Origin of the sequence: Chryseobacterium sp. G0162, assembly GCF_003815715.1 — a bacterium.
Classification (GTDB): domain Bacteria; phylum Bacteroidota; class Bacteroidia; order Flavobacteriales; family Weeksellaceae; genus Chryseobacterium.
Window position 1 is genome coordinate 705,189 of sequence record NZ_CP033922.1, and the last position, 24,224, is coordinate 729,412.

Sequence of the window (24,224 nt, forward strand, 5' to 3'; positions counted from 1 at the left end):
TTTGATAAAAATAAAAAAACCTTTCAATTTCTTGAAAGGTTTTTATAAAATATCTTGTTCCGCTTATTATCTTGCAATATTCACGGCTCTTGTTTCTCTGATTACAGTTACTTTCACCTGTCCAGGGTAAGTAAGTTCATTCTGGATCTTTTCAGAGATGTCGTAAGAAAGTTGAGAAGCAACTTCGTCGTTTACTTTTCCACTCTCTACCATTACTCTTAATTCTCTACCTGCCTGAATTGCGTAAGCGCTTGATACGCCATCAAAGCTTAATGCTGCAGATTCAAGATCCTTTAGTCTCTGGATATAAGATTCCAATACTTGTCTTCTTGCTCCCGGTCTTGCTCCTGAGATCGCATCGGCTACCTGAATGATTGGAGATAATAGAGACTTCATCTCAATCTCGTCGTGGTGAGCACCAATAGCATTTACTACTTCTGGATTTTCACCGTATTTCTCAGCCCATTGCATTCCTAATAAAGCGTGTGGTAATTCTGATTCTTGCTCAGGAACTTTACCAATATCGTGTAATAGACCTGCTCTCTTAGCTAATTTAACGTTTAATCCTAATTCAGCAGCCATAGTTGCAGCGATATTTGCCACTTCTCTTGAGTGCTGTAATAAGTTTTGTCCGTAAGAAGAACGGTATTTCATTCTACCAACAATCTTGATTAATTCAGGGTGTAATCCGTGGATTCCTAAATCAATAATAGTTCTCTTTCCTACTTCAATGATCTCTTCTTCAATTTGTTTTCTTGTCTTTTCTACAACTTCTTCGATTCTTGCCGGGTGAATTCTACCATCGGTAACCAATCTGTGAAGTGAGAGTCTTGCAATCTCTCTTCTTACAGGATCGAAGCATGAAAGAAGAATTGCTTCAGGGGTATCATCAACAATGATCTCCACTCCTGTTACCGCTTCTAAAGCACGGATGTTTCTACCTTCTCTACCAATGATTCTACCTTTTACCTCGTCAGATTCAATATTGAATACTGATACTGAGTTCTCGATAGCCTGTTCTGTTCCGATTCTCTGAATCGTTTGGATAACAATCTTTCTTGCTTCGTTCTTAGCATTCATCTGAGCTTCCTCCATAATACCCTGAACGTGTGCCTGAGCTCTTGTTTTAGCTTCAGCTTTCATGGTTTCTACCAATTCTGCTTTGGCTTCATCAGCAGTATAATTAGAGATTTTTTCAAGTATTTCTACTTTTTTAGCGGTAGCTACATCTAATTCCTGTTGTTTTCTGTCTAGAATCTCGTTCTTCTTAGCGTAATCTGCAATCTGTCTGTCTAAATCTTTTTCAAGTTTTCCAGTCTTACTAAGCTCATCATTCAGCTTATGTTCCTTGTCTTTAGTCCTTTTTTCAACTTCCTGCATTTTCTTTTCGCGGGACTGGATATCAGCATCGTGCTGTGATTTCAATTCAAGGAATTTTTCTTTAGCCTGAAGATTCTTTTCTTTCTTTATGGATTCAGCCTGTACGTTAGCTTTTTCTATAAGGTTTTCGGCGTTTTTATTAGCATCATCTATAATAAATTTTGCCTTAGTATTCAGAGAGCTTCTTGAGAAAAACATTCCCACTGCTGCACCAATTACTAAACAAACAACACCGACTATAACTTCTATCATAATGTATATTGAGTTTTAATTGTATTCATATCCTTTAAAAATAAAAAAGCCCACAATAATCCAGAGATTGAGAGTAAACTCCTAATCAACACGATTTGAACTGATTTCCACTGTCTGTAATCCGGAAGACCGGCACGCCATTCAGAGGACATTTGTTCGGTAATTGTTTAGCGTTGAGTTTACCTTTAATGTGTTAGAATCATTGTAGGCAGCTTGTTCAGGAAAAAAAATCTATTTCCCGATTTCATTCAACGATTGATTGATCTGTTCTAATCTTTCGTTGGTTGAATTAATATTTTTTTCGTAGTTAAGAGAAACTACTTCCGCATTGGTTCCCAGTTTTAGGGCACACATCGCTAAAGCATCCTGTTTATCTCTTACATCGAAGTTTTGTTCAAAATCTTTAATCATATTCTCGATCTGCTTCCCTACCTTACGCAACGTTTCTTCTTCTGCTGCCGGTACGTTCAGCGGATACACTCTTCCTGCAATGTTTACGGTTATTCTCCTTACCTCCATTATAGTCCACTGTTTTGAAGCTGAGCAATACAGAAATCAATTTCTTTTACCAATCTGTTGATATGGTTTTTCATTAACCTATTGTGTTCAGGATTTCCTGATATTGCTGAATAAAGTTTTATATTTTTTTGTTCTTCTGCTAATACCTGATTTCTTCTTCTTTCCTCATCATATTTCACCTTCAGCTCTTCATGCTCACTACTTAATTCTGATAACTTTTCAGTAAGATTTCTGTAATTCTTTTGCAGAGCCAAAATTTTTCTCTCTAATTCTGAAAAATTGTTTTCTAAATCTTGAAGCATTTCAGGTTTGTATATTCTAACTAGAAGCAAAAATAAAAAAATATTAACACTAACAAAAATAAATAGTCCTATATTTTGATCTGCCAACAAAAAAGGAGATGCAAAAGCATCTCCTGAATATTTTTAATATGATAATTTCTTATTCGAATTTCAGTACAAACATTACAGCTCTGGTCTGTAATGTAGAGACTGCAGAAGCCCAGTAAGGAGGTGTGGTAGCATTATCAGCTACTTTTTCATTGTTCATAAAGAATGTTCCTCTAATGGCAGGGGTCAGTTTAAATTTGTTGAAATAAAACTGGATTCCCATTTCTGCAGACCACGCAAAGTTGTGAGTGGTAGATCTAAAGATCTGCTGCATGTTGTCATCTGTAGAACTGGAATTAGACTGTAGATTCACTACATAATTCACCCCAGCTGCAACATAAGGTCTTGAGTTATACCATCTTCTTCCGTGAAGTTCCAAAAGTACCGGAATGTCAACCAATGTAGATTTAATATCCCTTACTTTATCTTTTTCCTGTAAAGGGATCGGCGTGAAAGGAGGATTCGTTACAGATCCACCTGCATACGCATCATTGGATTGTGTATTAAAAGTCAGCTGTCTTTGTGCAAACTGCAACCCCGGCTCTACTCTTACATCCAGATAATCATTCAGTCTCCATTTTGCAATAAGCCCGGCACCGAAGCTGTAACTTTCTTTGGTACTGGTAACAAGATTCTGATTATCTTTCATCCCATAGGTTGGATGTAATACGATTCGGTAGTCCAGCTTATTCCCGTTCAAATAAAAACCCCAACTGAATTTCTGCTCGTCGAAATCTTCCAACTTGTCCATTCTGTTTCGGGTTCTAAATTGCGCGTTTGCAAAAACGGCAACATTTACTGAGGTTAAAACCAGTGCTTTTAATAGAAATTTATTCATAGGTTACTTTGTTGCTTTATAAATTGTGGCTATACCCAAACTTAATTTTTTATATTCAACTTTCTTAAATCCCGTATCTAAAAGAATTTGCTTCATCTTCTCCCCAAAAGGAAAAGCATTTACAGAATCCGGAAGGTATGTATACGCCCTATTATCTTTGGAAACCAGCTTACCTATTGCAGGTAATATATTTTTGAAATAAAACATATACAATGGTCCCATGAAACCCTCAACCTTTGAAAACTCCAGTATATAAACACTCTTGTTATCTTTAACTACTCTTCTTAACTCTGCCAAACCTTTGGTAAGGTTCTCAAAATTCCTTACTCCAAATGCAACGGAAACAGCATCAAATCTATTGTCCTCGAAAGGTAAATTTTCTGCATCTCCTTTTTGCATGGAAATTTTGCCGTCTAATTTAAGTTTTTTTATTTTAATAACGCCAACATTGAGCATTTGTTGTGATAAATCTAAACCAACTACTTTTGAACCGGTTCCTTTTTCAATTGTAATTGCCAGATCTCCCGTTCCAGTAGCCACATCCAGCACTTCTTGCGGGTTATCATTTTTCATCCATTTTACCAATTTATTTCTCCATAAAATATCAATTTTCATGGATAAAACACGGTTCAAAAGGTCATACTTCGGCGCAATATTGTCGAACATATCCTCTACCTGGCTTTTCTTAGTAGCCTCAGAATTGTAGGGAGTAACTTTAGTGATATCTTTTGTCAAAACTTAAAACTTATAATATTCTTTATAATAATTTAGGAAATCCTGCTTTCTGAAGACTTTTGATCTTGATTCCACTTGCTGGACATTTTTGATCACTTTGTCATAGTCTTCATCTACATTGTAATAAAAATCTTCTGTGTAAAGCTTATTGAAACGCTTTGCTCCTCCGTAGTAGTCCTTCCCGTCAATAACGGTTTTGTCAAGAGCCGTTAATAACGAATCTTTTTTAAGGTTATACCCGTAGTACTGGTCATTCACGTAGTAATCCTGATGCGCAATATTGAGCAGACCACGAAGTTTGTTGACTTCAAATGCAGAATCGTAAAGCATTTTTTTATTCTGATCGAAAACCTGAATAGAGTTTTTTCCCTTATTCAAATCCACATGCACATACTGCCCCGCTGATATAATTCCTTCAGAACCATTATTGATTTTAAAGTAATACGTATTCGGGGTAGGATTATCTACCACATAATAATTCTTCTTGGCTAAAAAAAGGAAGTAGATCCCAAAGGCAACGATAAACGCCACACCTGCAATAAGTAAGCCTTTTAAGGATGGGTTGTTTTTCATAGATTGTAAAGTACAATTTTTGCAAATTTAATAATATTTTTAATTCTCCGTTATTAATATTAATTATTAACTTTGCATCTTTAAAAAAATCATATAAACGAATGCCGAATACGATCATTATTGGCTCTGGATCTTACATTCCGAACAGAGTTATTGGTAGAGATTACTTCATGAATTCCGAGTTCTATACTGAAGACGGAGTAAAGATTGAAAAGCCTGTGGAAGAGACCATTGCGAAGTTTGTAGAAATTACAGAAATCGAAAACAGGAGATTCATTGAGGATGATCTTTCCAACTCACAGATCGGTTATGAAGCCGCAAAAATTGCCCTTGAGGATGCAAAAGTTGACGGCGAAGAACTGGATTATATTATTTACGCAAGTAATTTCGGGGAAGTTACTGAGAACGGATACGCAGACTTTATGCCAACGATGGCAGCAAGAGTGAAAAATAAACTGGGAATTAAAAACAGAAAATGCGTAACGTATGACATGATTTTCGGATGTCCGGGATGGGTGGAAGGTATGATTTTAGCAGACAACCTGATTAAGGCTAAAGTTGCCAAAACCATCCTTATTATCGGAGCTGAAACATTAAGCCGTGTAACAGATCCTTATGACAGAAACAGAATGATCTTTGCTGATGGTGCTGGTGCAGTAGTAGTAAAAGCTACAGATGAAGAAAATGTAGGAATCATCGCCCACAATACCATTTGTGATAATGGCCCTGAATTAAACTACCTTGAAAACCAACCTTCCATCAACAAGGAGGTAGATCAAAAACGTTTGTATGTAAGAATGTTAGGTAGAAAAATCTACGAATACGCTCTTAAAAATGTTCCTGTAGCCATCAAAGATACGATTACCGATGCCGGTCTTTCTATTGAAGATATCGACAAAATTCTTATCCACCAGGCTAATGCAAAAATGGACTATGCTATGATTGAAAGACTTCACAGGCTTTATGATGTGAAAGAATATGATCACGCAATCTCTCCTATGACGATCCAAAACCTTGGAAACACATCTGTGGCAACCATTCCTACTATGTATGATTTAATAATTAAAGGAAAAATGGAAGGTCAATCGTTTAAAGAGAATGGTAACATTATAATGACTTCGGTAGGTGCCGGAATGAACATTAATGCTATCGTTTACAGATTTCCTTAAAAATAATTTTAATTAAAAATATAAAAAAGCACAAAGGAAGTCTTCTTTTGTGCTTTTTTTGAATCACAATATGCAAAAGAATTTTTTAATCATTGCCGGAATCTTCCTATTTCTGGAAGTTTATATTTATCAGGCTGTCAGAACGCTGACCGACAATTTCTGGATAAGAACCAGCTATTGGGTAATCTCCTTAATTATTTATGGAATATTTGCTTATGAAGTTACCCACTACCAGAGATCAGACCGCAGCACACTGAGAGCCCAGATCATGATCTCACTATTTCTGGTATTTATACTTCCAAAAATATTTATTGTTTTATTCTTATTAATTGATGACCTCATTAGATTCGGAGGCTATCTGATAGGATTTGCAAAACCGGCTGAAAACTTTTTTCCGGAAAGGCGTAAATTTCTGAGCCTTGTAGGATTGGGAATGAGCGGTGTGCTTTCCGCCTTGTTCATAGACGGAATTACATTCGGGAAATACCGTCACAAGGTAAGAAGAGTGAAAGTAAAGTTCTCTAATCTACCAAAGGCTTTTAAAGGATATAAAATCATTCAGATCTCTGATGTTCACAGTGGAAGCTTTCCCGATCCAAGTAAACTGCAACACGCTGTTGACCTGATTAATGAGCAAAAACCGGATCTTGTTTTATTTACCGGAGATATGGTAAATAATGTAGCAGATGAATTCAAACCCTTTATTCCTTTGTTTTCACAGATTAAAGCTAAGGATGGTAAGCTTGCAGTGTTAGGAAATCACGATTATGGTGATTATGTAACCTGGGAATCACCTGCAGCTAAAAAAGAAAACCTTGACACTTTGATTGATTATGAAAAGCAGGCAGGATTTGATATGCTTAGAAATGAACACAGAGTCATCGAGAAAGACAGTGAGAAACTCTACATTCTGGGGGTTGAAAACTGGGGACTGAAACCTTTTCCTCAGTTTGGAAAAATTGACGATGCCTTAAAAGGTGTTCCAGAATCCGCTACAAAGATCTTAATGAGCCATGACCCTACCCACTTTGATTATGTAGTGAAAAAACACCCAGAAAACATTCATCTGACCCTTTCAGGTCATACTCACGGAATGCAGTTTGGGCTGGATCTTAAAAATATCAAATGGTCCCCTGTTCAATATCGTTATCCAAAATGGGCGGATCTGTATGAAAGTGAAGGAAAATTACTGTATGTAAACAGAGGATTTGGTGTATTGGGATATCCGGGAAGAGTTGGTGTTCTTCCAGAAATCACACTTTTTGAACTAAGCTAGTTAAGGTTTAAGGTTTAAGGTTTAAGGTTTAAGGTTGGAAATTAAGGAATTAAAAATTGGCTATCATGACAAACGGGCACTCTCCAATACCTGCAATCTGACAACTACCATCTGCAACCTAAAAAATATAATCTTTCATACGGGAAGTAGCCATGTCTCTCTCGTTAAGAAAAGTAAGGAGGGCATCTAATTTGTCCTCCATTTTTTTGCCCGAAAATAAGCTTCGGTAAAAAGGAATATCAAAGGGATGTTTTTTGAAATCTGTAAACTGCCATGCATTAAGATAAATGAGCACAAATTCTTCATTCTGCAATGTCTCTAGTACCATGTTCTCATAATACTTCATTGGCAGCATCTGAAATACAAAATCATTGTAAGGTAATTGGCTGTAAGGAGAGATACTTTCCGGCACAATACTCAGCCCATCTTCTTCTGTAATTTCTGTATCTCTTCTCAGGCGTTTGAACGGAAAAAGGATATTCGCATTATCGATATTGGAGACATAATTAAACTCCAAAAGCTTCAGATTCTCCTGTGGAATTTTTACATCTTTCTGACGAATACCTCTAATCTGTTTTTCCAAAAGATCCTGAATATTCTTCTTGGCATTTTCAATTTCTTCAAGATTTGAACCTTGATTATAAAAAGCAATTTCATGCCCTTTGGATGAAATTGCTTTTATAAGATTCTGCAGTTTTTCAGTAAGAGAAATCTCAATAAAAAAACTTGCTTTTATATCATGAATATCTAAAATTCTGAGAATTGCTTTTGTATTCTCTTCTGTAATTTTCAACCTTACATCACTGGTAATCTGAGAGCCATTTTTTGTTCCAGCTTCAATATTTGCAATGTTAAAAGTCAATAATATCATTTCAATTAAATTTTAGATAAAAACTATAATAAGCTAAAAATCAAATGTTAAAGGATTAATTATTTAAAGTATTACTTTACATTATTAATTCTTTGCTAATTTTACTCTTAGATTCTTAATCATGTCTTTCGTCATTTCAGAAATTCCAAAATCATAAGCTAATCCCCAGTCTTTTTTAGCAACAGAATCATCAATAGAAGCAGGCCAAGAATCTGCAATTGCCTGTCTGAAATCAGGGTTATAATCAATGCTGAAATCCGGAATTTCTTTCTTGATTTCTTCTGCCAGTTCTTTTGGCGTAAATGACATTCCCCCTAAATTATAAGACGAACGAACGGTCAAACTTTCCTTCGGCGCATCCATTAATTTCAGCGTTGCGTTGATGGCATCATCCATATACAACATTGGCATTCCTGTGTCTTCAGAAATGAAACTTGTATACTTACCATCTTCAATAGCTTTATAGAAAATTTCAACAGCATAGTCAGTTGTTCCCCCCCCTGCCGGAGTCTTCCAGGAGATCAACCCAGGATACCTGATACTTCTTACATCCACGCCATATTTGTCGAAATAGTATTCGCACCACTTCTCCCCTGCCATCTTAGAAATCCCATACACTGTTGTTGGGTTCAGCACTACCTCCTGTCCTACATCATGTTTTGGAATTCCTTTTCCAAACACCGCGATAGAACTTGGCCAAAAGATCTTTTTAAGAAGCCCTTCTTTAGCCATTTCACAAAAATGAAGAAGTGGTTCAAGATTTAATTTCCATGCGAAAATAGGCTGCTTTTCCGAAGTACCGGATAAAAGCGATGCAAGGTGATACACTGTAGTGATGTCGTAATCCTTTACAACTTGTCTCACTAATTGAGTATTGGTAACATCCATTCTTTCATAGTGCCCCGCAGAGGTAATTCCTTCCTGCCATCTGTCCAGCCCTGAAGCGACAACATTTTCCGCTCCATGAATTTCAACAAGTCTATTGGTAAGCTCGGTGCCAATTTGTCCCAGAGCACCTGTAATCAGTATTCTTTCCGTATAGGATTCCATTTTTTAGATTTTTTTAGAATTGTACAAAAGTAAAAAAAACATGTCAACCATAATAATAAAGGTGTATTTAAAATACATTCCCCAATTGCCATGATTTTTTTTTAAGGTAAATTCTGAGAAAAGCAGGAACCTTGATGAGAGAAGCCATTAAAGTCTTTACAACAATGGAAAATCAAACGTATTCTCTATTGAGCATACTTATATAAGCTATAAGACCCATAGAAAACCTCTTCATCCCTCTATCTTACTTTCCTGGCTCCAACCCTAAGTTATTAATGTAATTTCCATATTTTTGTTATAAGAAAAACAATCATTATGAAGAAGATTTTAATAGCTTCGATTATTTTAGCCAGTCAGCTTAGCTGGGCCCAATTTACAGATATCAATATTGTAAAAGAGGTAAAGGTTAAGAATAAAGGTGTAGTGGTATCTGCACATCCACTAGCTAGTGAAGCGGGGGCAAAAATCCTGAGAATGGGAGGAAATGCTTATGATGCCATTACAGCTACTCAGTATGCATTAGCTGTAGTATATCCTCAGGCAGGAAACATTGGCGGTGGTGGATTTCTGGTGGGTGTAAAAAATAATGGTGAAAGATTCACTTTGGATTACAGAGAAACGGCTCCTAAAAAAGCCTCCAGGGATATGTATCTCGATAAAAATGGAAAAGCCAACACAGACCTATCTCAAAACGGACGTCTGGCAGTAGGTATTCCGGGAAGTGTGGCAGGGTTCTTTGCTACCCTGAAATACTGTAAACTTCCGATGGAAAAGATCATTCAACCCGCTATTGATCTGGCAGAACAAGGATTTGCCATCACGGAACAGGAAGCTGATATGCTTAATAACAATAGAGAACATTTTAAGAAACATAATAAATCTGCTATCATTTTTGTAAAGGATGCTCCATGGAAAGCAGGCGACCTTTTAGTACAGAAAGATCTTGCAGAAACGCTGAAATTGATCCAAAAACTCGGAGCAAAAGGATTCTATGAAGGTAAAACAGCCGATCTCCTGATTGCTGAAATGAAAAAAGGGAACGGAATCATTACTTTTGAAGATCTTAAAAATTATAAGGTTGCTGAAAGAAAAGCCCTGGAGTTTGAATATAAAGGAAACAATGTAGTTTCCATGCCTTTACCTTCCAGTGGCGGGCTGCTTCTTGCTCAAATGCTGAGAATGGCCAGCTTTGAAAACCTTGAAAAATACCAGCAAAATTCAGCACAGGCTGTACAAATTATGACTGAAGCAGAAAGAAGAGCTTTTGCCGACAGAGCAGAATATATGGGTGATCCGGATTTTATCCAGGATAAAACTTCTTACCTTATTTCTGATGAATATTTAAAAGGCAGATGGAAAAGCTTTAGCTTTGATAAAGCCACTCCAAGTTCAGAAGTTGGAAAAATCATAGAACAACCTAAAGAATCTACACAAACCACTCACATTTCTGTGCTTGATAAGGATGGAAATGCAGCCTCCGTAACCACTACGCTGAACGGCTATTATGGTAGTAAAGTTTTGGTTTCCGGAGCCGGATTCTTCTTAAATAATGAAATGGATGATTTCTCTATTAAACCAGGAGTTCCAAATATGTTTGGAGCTGTAGGTGGTGAGGCAAATGCTATACAGCCAAATAAAAGAATGCTTTCTTCCATGACTCCTACGATTCTGCTTAAAAACGGAAAACCTTACATGGTAGTAGGAACTCCGGGAGGAACTACTATTCCTACTTCAGTATACCAATCTATTGTCAATGTGGTTGATTTTAAATTAAATGCTAATATTTCAGTGAATGCACCTAAGTTTCACCACCAGTGGCTTCCGGAAACGATAAAGGTTGAAAATAATTTTCCTGAAAGTACTATTGCTGAACTTAAAAAGAAAAATTACACCTTTGAAAAGGTAAAACAGATTGGAAAAACGGAAGTTATTGTCCTTGATGAAAACGGAAACATCCATGCTGTGGCAGACGGACGTGGAGATGACTCTGTAGCAGTAGAATAAACATTACCATACCCCTTCATATAGCTTCGGCTTCATTCCAAAGACCAGATGGACTACAGGGAATGAAGCCGAAGTCTTTTTTGCACCACCCAAGTCTGAAACCACAGATTATTTTTCATGACTTTTGTCAGTTTTTAAGATGAAATTTCTTAATTTTCGCCCTTAAAAAAACAAAACGACTGTTCATTGAAAACAAAAAAAATATACAATCAGCTCTATTTTCAGGTTATTATCGCCATCACTGCAGGTATTCTTCTTGGAAACTTTTATCCTGAACTGGGAGAAAAAATGAAACCTTTAGGAGATGGCTTCATCAAATTGGTAAAAATGATTATTGCTCCGGTCATTTTCATTACCCTCACCCTGGGAATTGCCCATATGACGGATCTCAAAAAAGTAGGAAGAATTGCCATAAAAGCCATGATTTATTTCTTCACCTTCTCTACCCTAGCTCTTATCATTGGCCTTGTGGTTGGAAATCTTTTACAGCCTGGTCATGGTTTAAATATTGATCCGGCAACCCTTACCGGAAATGTATCACAATATCAGCAGAAGGCTCATGAATCCACACTTACGGGTTTCATTATGAACATTATCCCTGAAACACTTTTCAGTCCTTTGGTAGGTGAAAACATCCTTCAGGTTCTTCTTATTGCTATTTTAACAGGCGTTGCCTTGGTTTTAACGAAGGAAAAAAGCCAAAAAGTAACCGATTTTCTTCAGGCTCTGTCTGCTCCGATATTCAAAATCGTCCATATTCTGATGAAACTTGCACCCGTAGGTGCTTTCGGGGCAATGGCATTTACTATAGGAAAATATGGACTACATTCTGTTCTGAATCTTATATTCCTGGTGGCTACATTCTATATTACCTCTTTCCTTTTTGTAGTTTTAGTGTTAGGAGCAGTGGCATGGTATAACGGTTTTAACATTTTCAAACTATTACTTTATCTAAAAGAAGAACTTCTTTTGGTTTTAGGGACAAGTTCTTCGGAATCTGCCCTTCCTGGAATCATGGAGAAAATGGAAAAGGCAGGCTGCTCACGAACTATAGTAGGCCTTGTAGTTCCTACGGGTTATTCTTTCAATCTCGATGGAACAAATATCTATATGACTCTTGCTTCCTTATTTATAGCACAGGCCCTCAATATTCATCTTCCTATTGAAAAACAACTGATGCTTCTTTTAGTAGCCATGCTAAGCTCAAAAGGGGCTGCGGGTGTTACTGGCGCAGGGTTTGTAACATTGGCAGCAACATTAGCCGTTGTTCCAGAAATCCCTATAGCCGGAATGACTTTGATTCTCGGAATTGATAAGTTTATGAGCGAATGTCGTGCATTAACCAATGTTATCGGGAATTCTGTGGCCACTGTTGTTGTAGCAAATTGGGAGAAACAACTTGACAAAGAGCAGTTACAATATTGCCTGGATAATCCCTACGAAATTGAAAAACAATTGGAGGATTGATTTGTATGGGAAGAATATATAGAATTCAGATTTTATTTGCTTTACTTACATTAGTTCCTGCTCTTGGAAAATCTCAGATTAATGATGATAAGATTCGATTAAAAGTCTTCCAGAAAAAATTAATTGAAAAAGAACTAGTTTTTGGAAAATGGAATGAAAAAGGAGGCATGGAAACACGCTTAACCTATTTGGGAGCTGTAAAAACAAATCAAGGGAAAATTTTTAAAATCATGAATTCTGTATGGGTTTGGGGTCTATCTCAAAGAGCCACAAACAGAATTTTAATTTTTAATGAAAAGAATCAGTATGTTGGAAATTATTATTTGACCTTAACCACCTATTTACCTACCAAATTAAAAAATGGAATTCTGATCTTTCAAAATACAGATGCCAGTTGTGATAAAAATACAATCACAAGAGTGAACCTGAAAAATGGGTTACCTCAAAGATTCTTTAGAAAATGTAAAAAAGATTTTGGTGATATTTACGGCTTTGACGGAACAAACTAAATAACACTTTACACCAAAATATTCAAACTTGCTGGTTGTACTTTCACATGAATGGGTGATTCTATCTTATTAAACTCACCATCAAGGTGCCAGTTTTTGGTATTTACTTTAAATGAAATTTCTGAAACAGGAAGATAAGTTACGTATTCATCATCCTTTAATTTCTTCGTAAACATTCTGAAAGCGAACAATGCGGAATAGGTCAAAGGGAACTTTTTTACCAAAACCATATCTACCAACCCATCGCTTTTGCTTGCTTGGGGTGCAATATAGGCGTTATTCCCAAACTGGCGGGTATTGGCAACATTAAGCATCAGGTACCTGCCGTTGTACTGCTTATATTCTTCCTCAAAAAAAGTAACTTTGATAGGTCTATAATTGAAGAATGTCTTCAGGGAAACTTTGATATAGTTTTTAAATCCACGGCTTGTCTTTTCAAACTCTTTTACCACTTTCCCGTCAAAACCTGTTCCTGAAACATTGATGGAAAGCCTGTCATTGACCGTAAATGTATCAATTTTTCTGGATTGCTTAGCTTTTATTTTCTCCAAAAGTTCATCCAGATTCTTACTGAAACGGGTCTCATTGGAAAATCCGTTTCCTGAACCTGCCGGGAAAATTGCCAGTATTTTGTCTGTAAAAATCAGGTTCTTGGCTACGGTAGAAATGGTTCCATCTCCTCCAATAGCTACAAAAATATCGACTTCATTAAAATGCTTTTTAATAAATTCGTCTGTTCCCGGAATAGATTCAGAGACATAGTACAAAGGCCTACCTACCTTATTTTTAAGTTCATTCAAAAACGGCTGATAATTCTTTTTGGCCGAAAAAGGATTGATGATAAAAGCTACTTTTTCCATTACCACAAAAATAGAAAATGCTTCCTGAACCCGGAAGCATTAAGTTATTTAATTTTCATTCTTTCTTTAAATTCTGCATTTAATGTGCCCTTCAGCTCTTCCCATGAAATAGGAATTGTAATATCTCCTGCTGCAAATGCCGCAATTTCATATGGACTATAGTGAAAATACAGGTTTTTATCATCAAAATAGAAGTTATCTGAGGCCGGAATTTTTTCCACCAACAACATTTCGGAATTCTTTACGCTTCCGTCTCCATCCATTGTACCACTATTGATATTATCAATATTTTTCATGAGCATCGCTTCTAGCTTACTTTTTGGAGTGGAAGTAATATCTTTTAATTCTAATTTCTTATTATTTTTAAGATCAAAAACCCTTTCTGAGAACCCGTAATTATCATGTGCTCCTCCTTCATATCCGCTTCCCGTATATTGAATATGAACATATCCATTGGTGTTAGATACCAAATTCATATGAGAGCTTGAATACCAGTCCTGAGCATAAGTAATGTCTGAAGCCCAATCTTTACTGTCTTTTTTTACAGAATTGAAATAATTATTTTTTTCATTCTCCAAATAAGCTTGAAGTCCAGCTTTAGAAAAATCTTTTATTTTATCATTCTGGAAATAGATACTGTCTAAAAGCGCTTTATCTTTTATAGTAGGAAATACTAACAATTTGGATGTATACGTAAGTTTTAACGAATCTGTAATTTTTGTAGAATCTTTTATTACTACTGAATCTACTGCAAATTCTTCGGATTTTTTATTTTCCGTTTTCTCCATTGACGTTGCTGTTACTTCATTTTTCTTACAGGCAGTAAAAACAAAGAATGAAGAAAGTGCAAGAACGGAAATCGTATTTTTCATAATTTTAATTTTGGGTATTCAATACAAAAACCATTCAAAAGATGAATGGTTTTAGAAAATTTATTTAAAAAAATAAAATTAAGGTTACAAACAACCCATAATTATTTCTTTACTAAGCTGATAACCTGATTTTCCTGTTTGGAAGCCACTTCCCAAATTTGTTTGAACGCAGGATAGTATTCTTTAGGATAATTAGCACTGGAAACTTTTGTAGTAGTAGTTACTTCTAACCTATTTCCTTTTTGTTCAATAATATAACTGTATGCGATCTCTTTATCCTGAGTAACTATTTTTTTATTTTTGGGCATTTCTTCAATAATATATCCTTCTGGAATTTCCAGTATTACTTTTTTTACTTTTGTAGTAGGTCCGCCAAAATCAATAGGATATTTTCTAGTATCTACCTGATCGAATTCATTAGATGTTTTGCTTAAAAATAACATTGGATTAATGATCAACTTCTTTCCTACCCTGTCTATTAAATTGGATGAAGAAAACTTCATTGTGCTTTCAAATTCGCCATTATTAAGTATTTTAGAATCAATTCCAGTAAAATCTATGGAGAAATTATCTTTATACTGCTTCTTATATTTTTCCGGGTTTTCATCGTAATTATCTTTTACATACATGGCAAAAGATCCAGTATCTTTATCAGAATAAGATCCGGAAATACTTCCGTCATCACTAAGCTTAGCATCAACTGTCAGGAGTGTGCTACTTTGCTTCATGTTTACCATCTGAATCTGCACTGTTTTAGTTTTGTTTAATAAAACAGCATACTGATTCCAGTCTCTTAAAGGTAATTCGTCAATAGAAGATTGCTTAGAAGTAGCATCATAAATATGATAAATCCCATTTATACTTACTGATGCCAAAACAAAATTCATATTAGAGATATTGGGTGAAGACAGATTGATCAGTCCATTGTCTACAGTGGAAATCACCATCGGATCTGCTTTAATACCAGCTTCGCGAAGAAGCATTACCAGGAACAGATTAATTTCTGCAGCATTACCAACCTTGGTATCTAGCATTTTTTTGATGCCATTATCTGTATAAACTCCTTTGTCTTTATTCCAGGTAAATGTTTTTTGAACATAAGAAAATAAAGCATTAGCTTTTTCAAGATCGGTTTTCATCTGCAGCACATCTGTCGGCATATTATCTTTAGCCAATCTTGTCTTCTTTAACTCTTCACCAAAATCTTCACTTTCATAAAGGGTTTTACCAATCTGATCCCATGAGGATGAATAAAGCTTTACTTCCTTAAAATTGGTAGAATGAAGCTCTGCACTTACTTTTGTTCTATAGTTTCTATCGTTTCTCACAAATTTTTCGGCTTTGAAACCTTTTACATTTTCAAACCCGAATCTATATGTTTTGTATTGAGTACCGTAAATACTCTTCTCTTCCACTATTCTGTGTTTAGGTCCCAGATTTCCAGTATAGTTAATATTATAAGAGATATGGATAGGAGTATCTAAAACATATTCTGTGTAAAGAGAGGGTGTATCCGATTCAATTAAAAACTCTGGAATATTGAATAAAAATGGGGATACAATGTCATACTGATACTCCAGTACAGAACCATTTTTCACATTAGGAAAGGCAAATTTTGTTACACTTACATACTTACTTTCCTTGCTCTTATACTGGGAACTTTTCTCAACTTTTACAGGAACTGTAGTTCCATTTTCAAGATTATAGGTAAAAGCTTTGAACTTTCCTAAGCTTTCTTTGTTATTTCCGTACTGATAAATTGGCACTTCCAGATTCAGCCAGTCTTCAGCTTTATCTTTATCATAAATTTTGATTCTGTAAAAATATTTTTTATGCAAATCTCCTGTTGTGTGATCAATCATAAAATGCACAGATTTATATAGAATCTCCGCCGGAGCACTTTCATCTAGTAATGATTTTGTCTTGGAAAGGTCTGCATCAGAGAATTTAGGTGGATTCAAAAACTCATGTTTCTGGGCTTTTACGATCATGACATTAGCTGAACACATCAGTATTAATACTATTTTTTTCATCTTTTATATTTTTGTGATTAAAATTTTTGAGTTATCCATGTTGAGTATTTTTTTTCTGAATCCTACATAATCATTGTATTTATCCTTAGGATACGTTCCTTTATTAACCTGAATCTTTCTGCTCACCTTTATCTCTTCCCCACTTTTCACAAAGCTAAGTTTATAATGACCAAATTCTGAATTAATACTGATATCATTAGGAGTTTCATCGGTTTTATAACCCTTAGGAATTATAAAACTGATTTCATATTCATCTTCAAATGATTGTCTGATTTCAAAAGGAAGTTCACGGTTCTCATCTGTCTTATAAATATTATCAGAGAAAATCGGGACAGCTCTGAAGATAAGACTGCGTCCTGCATTCTTACAGTAATTATGGGTTTTAAAATCTATGTCGTAGGTAATAATAGCCTTATCTTTATTATTGATAAAGTTTTTCATTTCAACTCTTTCAAAGTTTAATACATCAAATCTTTTTTTAAAGGCATCATTCCTTTCTTTTGGGCTAAGATTTACAAATCCCAGATTGTAATCATATTGATTTCCTGTGTAGAAAAAGTTTCCTTCGCCAGTAATACTGTTATCTTCTCCTATCTTTATTTTCAGTTTTTGTTTTTCTTTATTCTGATCTGCTGTATATACCGGAGTATTAATCAATTCTATTCCGTTTTTCTTTACAGAAAGTACATTCCTGTCTGTCGTGCTATATCCCAGATGATTAAAAGCGGTCTGTTGTGAAGTATTTTCAAGCCAAATGTTTCCATTTTCTGTAGGCACCATGAGAATAGCATGATTTCCACCCATTTTAGGAAAATCCTGGTCAAAAGAAACCTGAGAAAGGCCTGAATTGATGACGCAATAATAAGAAGGAATGCCTGCTTCATTTAAAAGCGTTTTCATATAATTGGTAAGACCTTTACAGTCTCCATATCCTTTTTTATGAACCTCATCCGGCATCATAGGAAGCCAGCCGCCAATTCCCAGCCCTACATATATATATCTGGTTTTGGTCTGCATATACTGATAGATCTTCTTTACTTTCTCTTCTACAGAACCATGAAGCCGTAAGGCCGCAACTTCGGCCTTAATATCAGGAGTAGATAATGCTGCAGGTTCAATAAGATTGTTATAATACCAAGTTCCGAAATCTGCCCAGTTATTTAAAGTTCCTTGTTTTCCTGCCAGGTTGAACTTTGTGAGAGCAAAACTTACTTTAGGTAATATCTTAATGGGTTCCGGAATCATTGAAGCTTCATCTATTGCCGGAACGTTTTTATAAGAATATGTTTTTTCGTTTCCATTTCCTACTTCAGTTACTGAAGTATAATTATATTTTGATGGATAAATCTTGGTTCGAAGATCAATTCCTGAAGTATTTATAATTTTTATTTCTGCCTCTTCCAAAGAAGTATTAGTAGAATAAAATGGCACAAAATCGGGGATAAAAATAGTGTTTTTATCTTGGGACTGATATGAAAAATCAATAGTATAAGGATATTGAACAGCCGTATATGTAAGCACCATTACCCTATTATCAGAATAAAATACGCCTTGCTTATTATTAGCAAAGTCACTAAAGTCAGATTTAGAATAACTTTTTATTTTCTTTCCGAATTCATCATAAATGGTAACCTTTATATCAGAAATACTTCTTGATTTATCGTAAGGAATATAGGCTATAGCTTTTTCATCACCATCTTTATTTAAAACAGTAGTAACTGTTTTGTATAGGTATTTTATTTCATCAATCTTATTGATCTGAACTGTTGTAAAATCTTTTCTGATAACAGCATTAGCATTTTTCCTTAAGTTTTCTGGAATTGTAGAAGCCGGATAGATTTGGGCAAGGTACATTGAGGCTGTAGACAATGCCCCAAGAAATAATATTTTCATCATGGTTATTATAATTGGACAAAAATAATAAAATAGTGATAATTGTTAAAGAAAACTAAAAAAAAATAACATTGTAAAATTAAATACCCCAAACAATAACTACAATATATTGATTTTCAAAATTTTAAATTATTAAAATCTCCCAATTTAATGAAATAATAAAGGCTCCACATCGTGAAGCCTCAACTAATACTTAAAAAAGCATTATCCTAAATTTACCTTAAATAAGGTTGTAAATAATCAAAGGTTCTTTATATACAAGCAAAAATGACGGTTTGAATGTATAGGTCTTTTGAATCATTTAAAATTAAAAATATTTTAATATGAAACGGTAAGTTTCATATTGTCTGCGGTTTCAAATTTAAAATAATTTTCAATTGTTATAATTCAATGATTATAGAATTAATTATACAGAAGAGTACAATAAATACTACAAAACATTAAATACTACAAAACATTATAATATCCAATAAAAAAAGACTCCATTTCTGAAGTCTTTAAATTTTCTATTTATTTTTTAATCATTCGGAATTCTTTTACTGTCATAGGTATCACTTCCAAGGCCCAGAACCGGAATAAAAATAAACCCAAAGAAAAACAGCAAGATTGTGTAAATCGGAGTTTCTTTTCCAAAACCTTTCGCCAATCTGTCATTGACTACCCAAGCAGCATAAAGATTTACAAATGGAATTAGGAATAAGATGATCCACCATATTGGCTTTTTCACAATATCCAACATCACAACCGCATTATAGATAGGAACAAAAGCTGCCCAGGCATCTTCTCTACCTGCTTTTTTAAAGATTTTGAACATACAATATCCGTAAAACAGATATATTAGTAAGCTCATGAACATTGATCCAATCCCTAATCCTGCACCAGCTGCACCAGAAACCGCGTCTACTCCATTGTAGGAGTCTGTTTGTAAAAGAGTTAACATATTATTATTTTTTTTGGTTTATCCAAATATAAAAAAAGCTTCTAAATAATTAGAAGCTTTTTTTGATATTTTAAAAACGTTTATGCATCAATTTTTGCATATTTTGCATTTTTCTCGATAAACTCTCTTCTTGGCGGAACCTCATCTCCCATCAACATTGAGAAAACACTATCAGCCTCTACTGCATTATCAATCGTTACTTGTTTCAGAATTCTGTGTTCAGGATTAAGAGTTGTCTCCCAAAGCTGCTCAGGGTTCATTTCTCCAAGACCTTTATAACGCTGTACCTCAACACCTTTCCCATCCGGAGACATTTCTAAAGTAAACTCTTCACGCTCTTTCTCGTTGTAAGCGTATATTTTTTTGTTCCCTCTTTTCAATAAATACAAAGGAGGTTGAGCAATATAAATATACCCGTTCTCAATAAGCTCCTTCATATATCTGAAGAAGAAAGTAAGAATCAAGGTAGAAATGTGAGATCCATCAATATCAGCATCGGTCATGATAACAATTTTATGGTATCTTAACTTAGCCATATTCAATGCCTTGCTATCTTCTTCTGTCCCTACAGAAACTCCAAGAGCAGTATAGATGTTTCTGATCTCTTCGTTATCATATACTTTATGAAGCATAGATTTTTCTACGTTCAAAATTTTACCTCTTAATGGAAGAATAGCCTGGAAGTGTCTGTCACGTCCTTGTTTAGCTGTTCCACCTGCGGAATCTCCCTCTACAAGGAAAATTTCAGATTCTGCCGGGTCTTTGGAAGAACAGTCAGATAGTTTCCCAGGAAGCCCTGAACCTCCCATTGGAGATTTTCTCTGAACCATTTCACGAGCTTTCTTAGCAGCCTGTCTTGCTTTTGCAGCCAAAACAACTTTCTGAACGATCTGTTTTGCTTCATTAGGGTTTTCTTCAAGGAAATTCGTTAACATTTCCCCTACAATTTTATCTACAGCTCCGGAAACTTCAGAGTTTCCTAGTTTTGTTTTCGTTTGTCCTTCAAACTGAGGTTCCATTACTTTTACAGAAATTACAGCCGTTAACCCCTCACGGAAGTCATCCCCTGTAATTTCTACTTTTTCTTTTTGTGGGATCCCCAAATCATCAGCATATTTCTTAAGGGTTCTCGTTAAAGCACGTCTGAAACCTGCTAAGTGAGTTCCTCCTTCATGAGTGTTGATGTTATTTACATATGAGTGAAGGTTCTCATTGAAGGAAGTATTGTAACGCATTGCTACTTCTACAGGAATATTATCTCTTTCTCCTTCCATGAAAATCACATGTTCCATAATAGATTCACGATTTCCATCGATATAAGCAACAAATTCCTTTAATCCTCCTTCAGAATGGAAAATTTCTGATCTGAAAAAACCGTCTTCTAATTTCTCTCTTTCATCGGTAAGGGTAATCGTAATTCCCTTGTTAAGGTAAGAAAGTTCTCTTAAGCGGCTTGCTAAAGTATCATAATTATAAACTAATTCTGTAAAAATAGTATCATCCGGCTGGAAAAACTGTTTTGTTCCTCTTTTGTCACTATTTCCAATTTCTTCAACACCTGTTTGTGCTTTTCCTTTGGAATAGATCTGTTGATAAACGTTTCCATCTCTGTAAACCGTAGTGATCATCTCGTTGGAAAGTGCATTCACACACGATACTCCAACCCCGTGAAGACCTCCTGAAACCTTGTAAGAGTCTTTATCAAACTTACCTCCGGCTCCAATTTTTGTCATTACAACCTCAAGAGCAGATTTTTGTTCTTTTTCGTGGAAGTCAACCGGAATACCTCTACCGTTATCGCTCACTTCGATCCCGTTACCTTCTTTAATGGCAACAAAGATCGTGTCGCAGAATCCTGCCAATGCTTCGTCGATAGAGTTATCTACTACTTCATAAACCAAATGATGGAGACCTCTTAATCCCACATCACCAATGTACATTGAAGGACGCATACGTACGTGCTCCATTCCTTCCAATGCCTGAATACTACTAGCTGTATATTGTTTTTGACTCATATTAAATATTAAAAATCTTGCTATATGCAAAGACTTACAAATATCGTGATTTTTTTCGAGGTATGAAAGTTAAAAAGTGTCAAAAAAATGTAGAGTTTTCTTAGCGAAAACATAAGGAATGGCTAGCCAATAAAAGATTCAAAATTAAAATGTATTACTGAAATATCAACTGTTTTAAATCATACTCAACATCAATAATTTATGCGTAAATTTATTTACTGAAAAGTTGATATTATGGATGATTTTATAGCTGCCCGCGCCCAGATGGCGCTTTCTCTGGGCTTCCATATCATATTCTCCTGTGTGGGAATGGTAATGCCTTTCTTAATGGCTTTTGCCCATTGGAAATACCTGAAAACCAAAAATGAAGTGTATAAAGGCCTCACAAAAGCCTGGAGCAAAGGAGTTGCGATCTTATTTGCTACCGGTGCTGTATCAGGAACGATGCTTTCCTTTGAGCTGGGACTTTTATGGCCCGGATTTATGAAACACGCAGGTCCTATCTTCGGAATGCCCTTCTCATTAGAAGGTACTGCTTTCTTTATTGAAGCCATCGCCATTGGATTCTTCTTATATGGATGGGATAAGTTCAATAAGTGGTTTCACTGGTTCTGCGGTTTTCTTGTAGGAGTAAGCGGGCTGGCATCCGGTATTTTAGTAGTAGCCGCCAATGCCTGGATGAACTCTCCTGCCGGTTTCGATTATATTAACGGACAATACCTTAATATAGATCCTATTAAAGCCATGTTTAATGATGCATGGTTTCCACAGGCTCTTCACATGACCGTTGCTGCTTTTTGTGCTACAGGATTTGCAGTAGCCGGAGTTCATGCCTTTTTAATTATGCGAAAAAAGAATGTGGAGTTTCATACCAAAGCATTCAGAATTGCAGTGGGTTTTGCTCTAATTGGAGCGTTTGGAGCCCCTTTAAGTGGAGATGTAGCTGCAAAGTCTGTTGCAGAAAGGCAGCCTATCAAATTAGCAGCTATGGAAGCTCACTTTGAAACGGAAAAAGGGGCTGCCTTTGTAATTGGTGGAATTCCTGATGAGGAGAAGGAGGAAATAAAATATGCAATTAAAATCCCCAAAGTATTAAGCTTTCTGGTAAGCAATGATTTCAATGCTGAAGTAAAAGGGCTTAAAGACTTCCCAAGAGACGAATGGCCACCGATAGCGGTTACCCATTATGCTTTTCAGATTATGATTTTCTTTGGAGTAATAATGATCTGCATAGGAACAGTATATCTTTATGCTTTCTTCTTTAAAAAGGAATGGCTGACCAAAAACTGGTTATTAAAAACATTTCTAATTGCTACTCCATTTGGATATATTGCCCTGGAAGCAGGATGGACTGTTACTGAAGTAGGAAGACAGCCTTGGATTATTTATGGAGTGATGAGAACAATAGATGCCGTAACCCCAATGCCGGGAATACAGTATTCATTCTATTTTTTCACCGCAATCTTTATATCCTTATCATTGATTCTGATCTTCCTTTTAAGAAGACAAGTCCAAATGGTCCCTAGACTTTACGATCCAACAGACCCACAGTTTAACGATAAAAACAAAAAATCATGATCTACATTGTTATAGGATTTCTCTGGCTTTCCATCTGTCTTTATATTATTCTGGGCGGGGCTGACTTTGGGGCAGGTATTGTAGAACTTTTTACGAATAAAAAAGCCCGCCATAAAACTCATGAAATTATGTATGAATCAATTGCCCCCGTCTGGGAAGCCAATCACATGTGGCTGATTATTGCCATTGTTATCCTTTTTGTGGGCTTTCCTGAGATTTATACTACAATGTCTACCTACCTTCATATTCCTTTAGTCTTAATGCTTGTAGGAATTATTGCAAGAGGAACAGCCTTTACATTCAGGCACTATGATGCAGTAAAGGACAACTGGCAGGTTTTATATACTCAGATTTTCTATTATGCCAGTCTTTTAACCCCATTCTTTTTGGGATTAATTGCAGCAGCAACGGTTTCATATTCTATCAATCCTGATGCTACTACCTTTTTGGATCTGTATGTTTACAGCTGGCTGAATTGGTTTGGAGTTTCTGTAGGTTTATTCACTGTAGCATTGTGTGCTTATCTTGCCTCTATCTTTTCATTGAGAGAAACCCGTGGGAAAGAAGAATTGCTATTAATGATCAGAAAATCAAAACAAACAATGATCTTTGTTGTCATTACAGGAGTTCTTGTATTCGCTACAGCTTACCTTTCGGATATTCCTCTTTTAACCTGGGTATTTTCAAAACCTTTAGGAATCATGGCGATTGCTTTTGCCACGGTTGCTTTATTGCTTATTTTAAGAGCTCTCAACAACCAGAAATTACTTCCTGTAAGAGCTCTGGCAGGCTTTCAAATGGTTATGATCCTTGTGGCGGCAACTTATCAGCACAACCCGGATATTATCTTATTAGGTAATGGGCAACATCTTTCACTGTTAGAACATATGGCACCTCCCAAGACTATTTCTGCATTGGGATGGGCATTGATGCTAGGTTCATTATTTATTCTTCCGTTTTTATTTTACCTGATGGCTTCATTCAGTAAGCTGAGAAAATAA

At 35.6% G+C, this 24,224-nt stretch carries 21 protein-coding genes; 7 read left to right on the forward strand and 14 right to left on the reverse strand.

Annotation, left to right across the window (positions count from 1 at the left end; translation table 11 throughout):
- Positions 1-66 precede the first annotated feature (66 nt).
- The 6 genes from rny to EG344_RS03365 all read right to left on the reverse strand — a co-directional run bounded on the left by rny (position 67) and on the right by EG344_RS03365 (position 4,686).
- Positions 67-1,632, reverse strand: coding sequence for a ribonuclease Y (rny, locus tag EG344_RS03340; protein ID WP_185145585.1), 1,566 nt, complete (start codon positions 1,630-1,632; stop codon positions 67-69).
- A 231-nt stretch (positions 1,633-1,863) separates the two neighbouring features.
- Positions 1,864-2,151 carry a cell division protein ZapA gene (locus EG344_RS03345; RefSeq protein ID WP_089733225.1) on the reverse strand — a complete coding sequence of 96 codons (288 nt, stop codon included), beginning with the start codon at positions 2,149-2,151 and terminating at the stop codon, positions 1,864-1,866.
- Positions 2,151-2,453 carry a hypothetical protein gene (locus EG344_RS03350; protein ID WP_068942564.1) on the reverse strand — a complete coding sequence of 101 codons (303 nt, stop codon included), beginning with the start codon at positions 2,451-2,453 and terminating at the stop codon, positions 2,151-2,153. Before EG344_RS03350 ends, EG344_RS03345 begins: the two co-directional genes overlap by 1 nt.
- Positions 2,454-2,592: 139 nt before the next feature.
- Positions 2,593-3,378: a porin family protein gene (locus tag EG344_RS03355; protein WP_123908277.1), complete on the reverse strand. Its 786-nt coding sequence runs from the start codon at positions 3,376-3,378 to the stop codon at positions 2,593-2,595.
- Positions 3,379-3,381: 3 nt separating this feature from the next.
- Positions 3,382-4,044, reverse strand: coding sequence for a bifunctional demethylmenaquinone methyltransferase/2-methoxy-6-polyprenyl-1,4-benzoquinol methylase UbiE (gene ubiE, locus EG344_RS03360; RefSeq protein WP_250253397.1), 663 nt, complete (start codon positions 4,042-4,044; stop codon positions 3,382-3,384).
- A 72-nt stretch (positions 4,045-4,116) separates the two neighbouring features.
- Positions 4,117-4,686 carry a hypothetical protein gene (locus tag EG344_RS03365; protein WP_123908279.1) on the reverse strand — a complete coding sequence of 190 codons (570 nt, stop codon included), beginning with the start codon at positions 4,684-4,686 and terminating at the stop codon, positions 4,117-4,119.
- Positions 4,687-4,787: 101 nt separating this feature from the next.
- On the opposite strand from EG344_RS03365, the gene EG344_RS03370 reads away from it, so the two are divergent.
- Positions 4,788-5,855 (forward strand): 3-oxoacyl-ACP synthase III family protein, encoded by a 1,068-nt coding sequence (locus EG344_RS03370; protein ID WP_123908280.1) that lies wholly within the window; start codon positions 4,788-4,790, stop codon positions 5,853-5,855.
- Between the two features lie 70 nt (positions 5,856-5,925).
- On the forward strand, positions 5,926-7,131 hold the full coding sequence (locus EG344_RS03375) for a metallophosphoesterase (RefSeq protein WP_123908281.1): 1,206 nt from the start codon (positions 5,926-5,928) through the stop codon (positions 7,129-7,131).
- Positions 7,132-7,249: 118 nt separating this feature from the next.
- Here the strand turns inward: EG344_RS03375 and EG344_RS03380 are convergent, their stop codons facing one another.
- Both EG344_RS03380 and EG344_RS03385 read right to left on the reverse strand, forming a co-directional pair.
- A complete protein-coding gene (locus EG344_RS03380; protein ID WP_123908282.1) occupies positions 7,250-8,002 on the reverse strand; it encodes a polysaccharide deacetylase family protein in 753 nt (250 codons plus the stop codon).
- 84 nt (positions 8,003-8,086) lie between these two features.
- Positions 8,087-9,052, reverse strand: coding sequence for an NAD-dependent epimerase/dehydratase family protein (locus EG344_RS03385; protein WP_123908283.1), 966 nt, complete (start codon positions 9,050-9,052; stop codon positions 8,087-8,089).
- A gap of 315 nt (positions 9,053-9,367) precedes the next feature.
- On the opposite strand from EG344_RS03385, the gene ggt reads away from it, so the two are divergent.
- The 3 genes from ggt to EG344_RS03400 all read left to right on the forward strand — a co-directional run bounded on the left by ggt (position 9,368) and on the right by EG344_RS03400 (position 13,032).
- Positions 9,368-11,056, forward strand: coding sequence for a gamma-glutamyltransferase (gene ggt, locus EG344_RS03390; protein ID WP_123908284.1), 1,689 nt, complete (start codon positions 9,368-9,370; stop codon positions 11,054-11,056).
- Between the two features lie 186 nt (positions 11,057-11,242).
- Positions 11,243-12,523, forward strand: coding sequence for a dicarboxylate/amino acid:cation symporter (locus EG344_RS03395; protein ID WP_123908286.1), 1,281 nt, complete (start codon positions 11,243-11,245; stop codon positions 12,521-12,523).
- A 5-nt stretch (positions 12,524-12,528) separates the two neighbouring features.
- Positions 12,529-13,032 (forward strand): hypothetical protein, encoded by a 504-nt coding sequence (locus EG344_RS03400; RefSeq protein WP_123908288.1) that lies wholly within the window; start codon positions 12,529-12,531, stop codon positions 13,030-13,032.
- Between the two features lie 8 nt (positions 13,033-13,040).
- Here the strand turns inward: EG344_RS03400 and EG344_RS03405 are convergent, their stop codons facing one another.
- The 6 genes from EG344_RS03405 to gyrB form a co-directional block, all read right to left on the reverse strand.
- Positions 13,041-13,892, reverse strand: coding sequence for a diacylglycerol/lipid kinase family protein (locus EG344_RS03405; RefSeq protein WP_123908290.1), 852 nt, complete (start codon positions 13,890-13,892; stop codon positions 13,041-13,043).
- A 44-nt stretch (positions 13,893-13,936) separates the two neighbouring features.
- A complete protein-coding gene (locus tag EG344_RS03410) occupies positions 13,937-14,764 on the reverse strand; it encodes an RsiV family protein (RefSeq protein ID WP_123908292.1) in 828 nt (275 codons plus the stop codon).
- A gap of 101 nt (positions 14,765-14,865) precedes the next feature.
- Complete coding sequence (locus tag EG344_RS03415) at positions 14,866-16,797, reverse strand: transglutaminase-like domain-containing protein (protein ID WP_123908294.1); 1,932 nt, start codon at positions 16,795-16,797, stop codon at positions 14,866-14,868.
- Between the two features lie 3 nt (positions 16,798-16,800).
- The gene (locus EG344_RS03420) at positions 16,801-18,693 is read right to left on the reverse strand and encodes a DUF3857 domain-containing transglutaminase family protein (RefSeq protein WP_123908295.1); all 1,893 of its coding nucleotides are present in this window, start codon (positions 18,691-18,693) and stop codon (positions 16,801-16,803) included.
- A 514-nt stretch (positions 18,694-19,207) separates the two neighbouring features.
- Positions 19,208-19,630: a DUF5684 domain-containing protein gene (locus EG344_RS03425; protein ID WP_123908297.1), complete on the reverse strand. Its 423-nt coding sequence runs from the start codon at positions 19,628-19,630 to the stop codon at positions 19,208-19,210.
- An 80-nt stretch (positions 19,631-19,710) separates the two neighbouring features.
- Entirely contained in the window at positions 19,711-21,645 is a 1,935-nt protein-coding gene (gyrB, locus tag EG344_RS03430) for a DNA topoisomerase (ATP-hydrolyzing) subunit B (protein ID WP_123908299.1), read from the reverse strand.
- Positions 21,646-21,879: 234 nt separating this feature from the next.
- On the opposite strand from gyrB, the gene EG344_RS03435 reads away from it, so the two are divergent.
- Positions 21,880-23,223, forward strand: coding sequence for a cytochrome ubiquinol oxidase subunit I (locus EG344_RS03435; RefSeq protein ID WP_123908300.1), 1,344 nt, complete (start codon positions 21,880-21,882; stop codon positions 23,221-23,223).
- Positions 23,220-24,224, forward strand: coding sequence for a cytochrome d ubiquinol oxidase subunit II (locus EG344_RS03440; protein ID WP_123860093.1), 1,005 nt, complete (start codon positions 23,220-23,222; stop codon positions 24,222-24,224). Before EG344_RS03435 ends, EG344_RS03440 begins: the two co-directional genes overlap by 4 nt.

Coding starts and splice junctions, on each gene's coding strand:
- rny (WP_185145585.1), bottom strand. CDS start 1,632: ATGATAGAAGTTATAGTCGGTGTTGTTTGTTTAGTAATTGGTGCAGCA.
- EG344_RS03345 (WP_089733225.1), bottom strand. CDS start 2,151: ATGGAGGTAAGGAGAATAACCGTAAACATTGCAGGAAGAGTGTATCCG.
- EG344_RS03350 (WP_068942564.1), bottom strand. CDS start 2,453: ATGCTTCAAGATTTAGAAAACAATTTTTCAGAATTAGAGAGAAAAATT.
- EG344_RS03355 (WP_123908277.1), bottom strand. CDS start 3,378: ATGAATAAATTTCTATTAAAAGCACTGGTTTTAACCTCAGTAAATGTT.
- ubiE (WP_250253397.1), bottom strand. CDS start 4,044: ATGTTCGACAATATTGCGCCGAAGTATGACCTTTTGAACCGTGTTTTA.
- EG344_RS03365 (WP_123908279.1), bottom strand. CDS start 4,686: ATGAAAAACAACCCATCCTTAAAAGGCTTACTTATTGCAGGTGTGGCG.
- EG344_RS03370 (WP_123908280.1), top strand. CDS start 4,788: ATGCCGAATACGATCATTATTGGCTCTGGATCTTACATTCCGAACAGA.
- EG344_RS03375 (WP_123908281.1), top strand. CDS start 5,926: ATGCAAAAGAATTTTTTAATCATTGCCGGAATCTTCCTATTTCTGGAA.
- EG344_RS03380 (WP_123908282.1), bottom strand. CDS start 8,002: ATGATATTATTGACTTTTAACATTGCAAATATTGAAGCTGGAACAAAA.
- EG344_RS03385 (WP_123908283.1), bottom strand. CDS start 9,052: ATGGAATCCTATACGGAAAGAATACTGATTACAGGTGCTCTGGGACAA.
- ggt (WP_123908284.1), top strand. CDS start 9,368: ATGAAGAAGATTTTAATAGCTTCGATTATTTTAGCCAGTCAGCTTAGC.
- EG344_RS03400 (WP_123908288.1), top strand. CDS start 12,529: ATGGGAAGAATATATAGAATTCAGATTTTATTTGCTTTACTTACATTA.
- EG344_RS03405 (WP_123908290.1), bottom strand. CDS start 13,892: ATGGAAAAAGTAGCTTTTATCATCAATCCTTTTTCGGCCAAAAAGAAT.
- EG344_RS03410 (WP_123908292.1), bottom strand. CDS start 14,764: ATGAAAAATACGATTTCCGTTCTTGCACTTTCTTCATTCTTTGTTTTT.
- EG344_RS03415 (WP_123908294.1), bottom strand. CDS start 16,797: ATGAAAAAAATAGTATTAATACTGATGTGTTCAGCTAATGTCATGATC.
- EG344_RS03420 (WP_123908295.1), bottom strand. CDS start 18,693: ATGATGAAAATATTATTTCTTGGGGCATTGTCTACAGCCTCAATGTAC.
- EG344_RS03425 (WP_123908297.1), bottom strand. CDS start 19,630: ATGTTAACTCTTTTACAAACAGACTCCTACAATGGAGTAGACGCGGTT.
- gyrB (WP_123908299.1), bottom strand. CDS start 21,645: ATGAGTCAAAAACAATATACAGCTAGTAGTATTCAGGCATTGGAAGGA.
- EG344_RS03435 (WP_123908300.1), top strand. CDS start 21,880: ATGGATGATTTTATAGCTGCCCGCGCCCAGATGGCGCTTTCTCTGGGC.
- EG344_RS03440 (WP_123860093.1), top strand. CDS start 23,220: ATGATCTACATTGTTATAGGATTTCTCTGGCTTTCCATCTGTCTTTAT.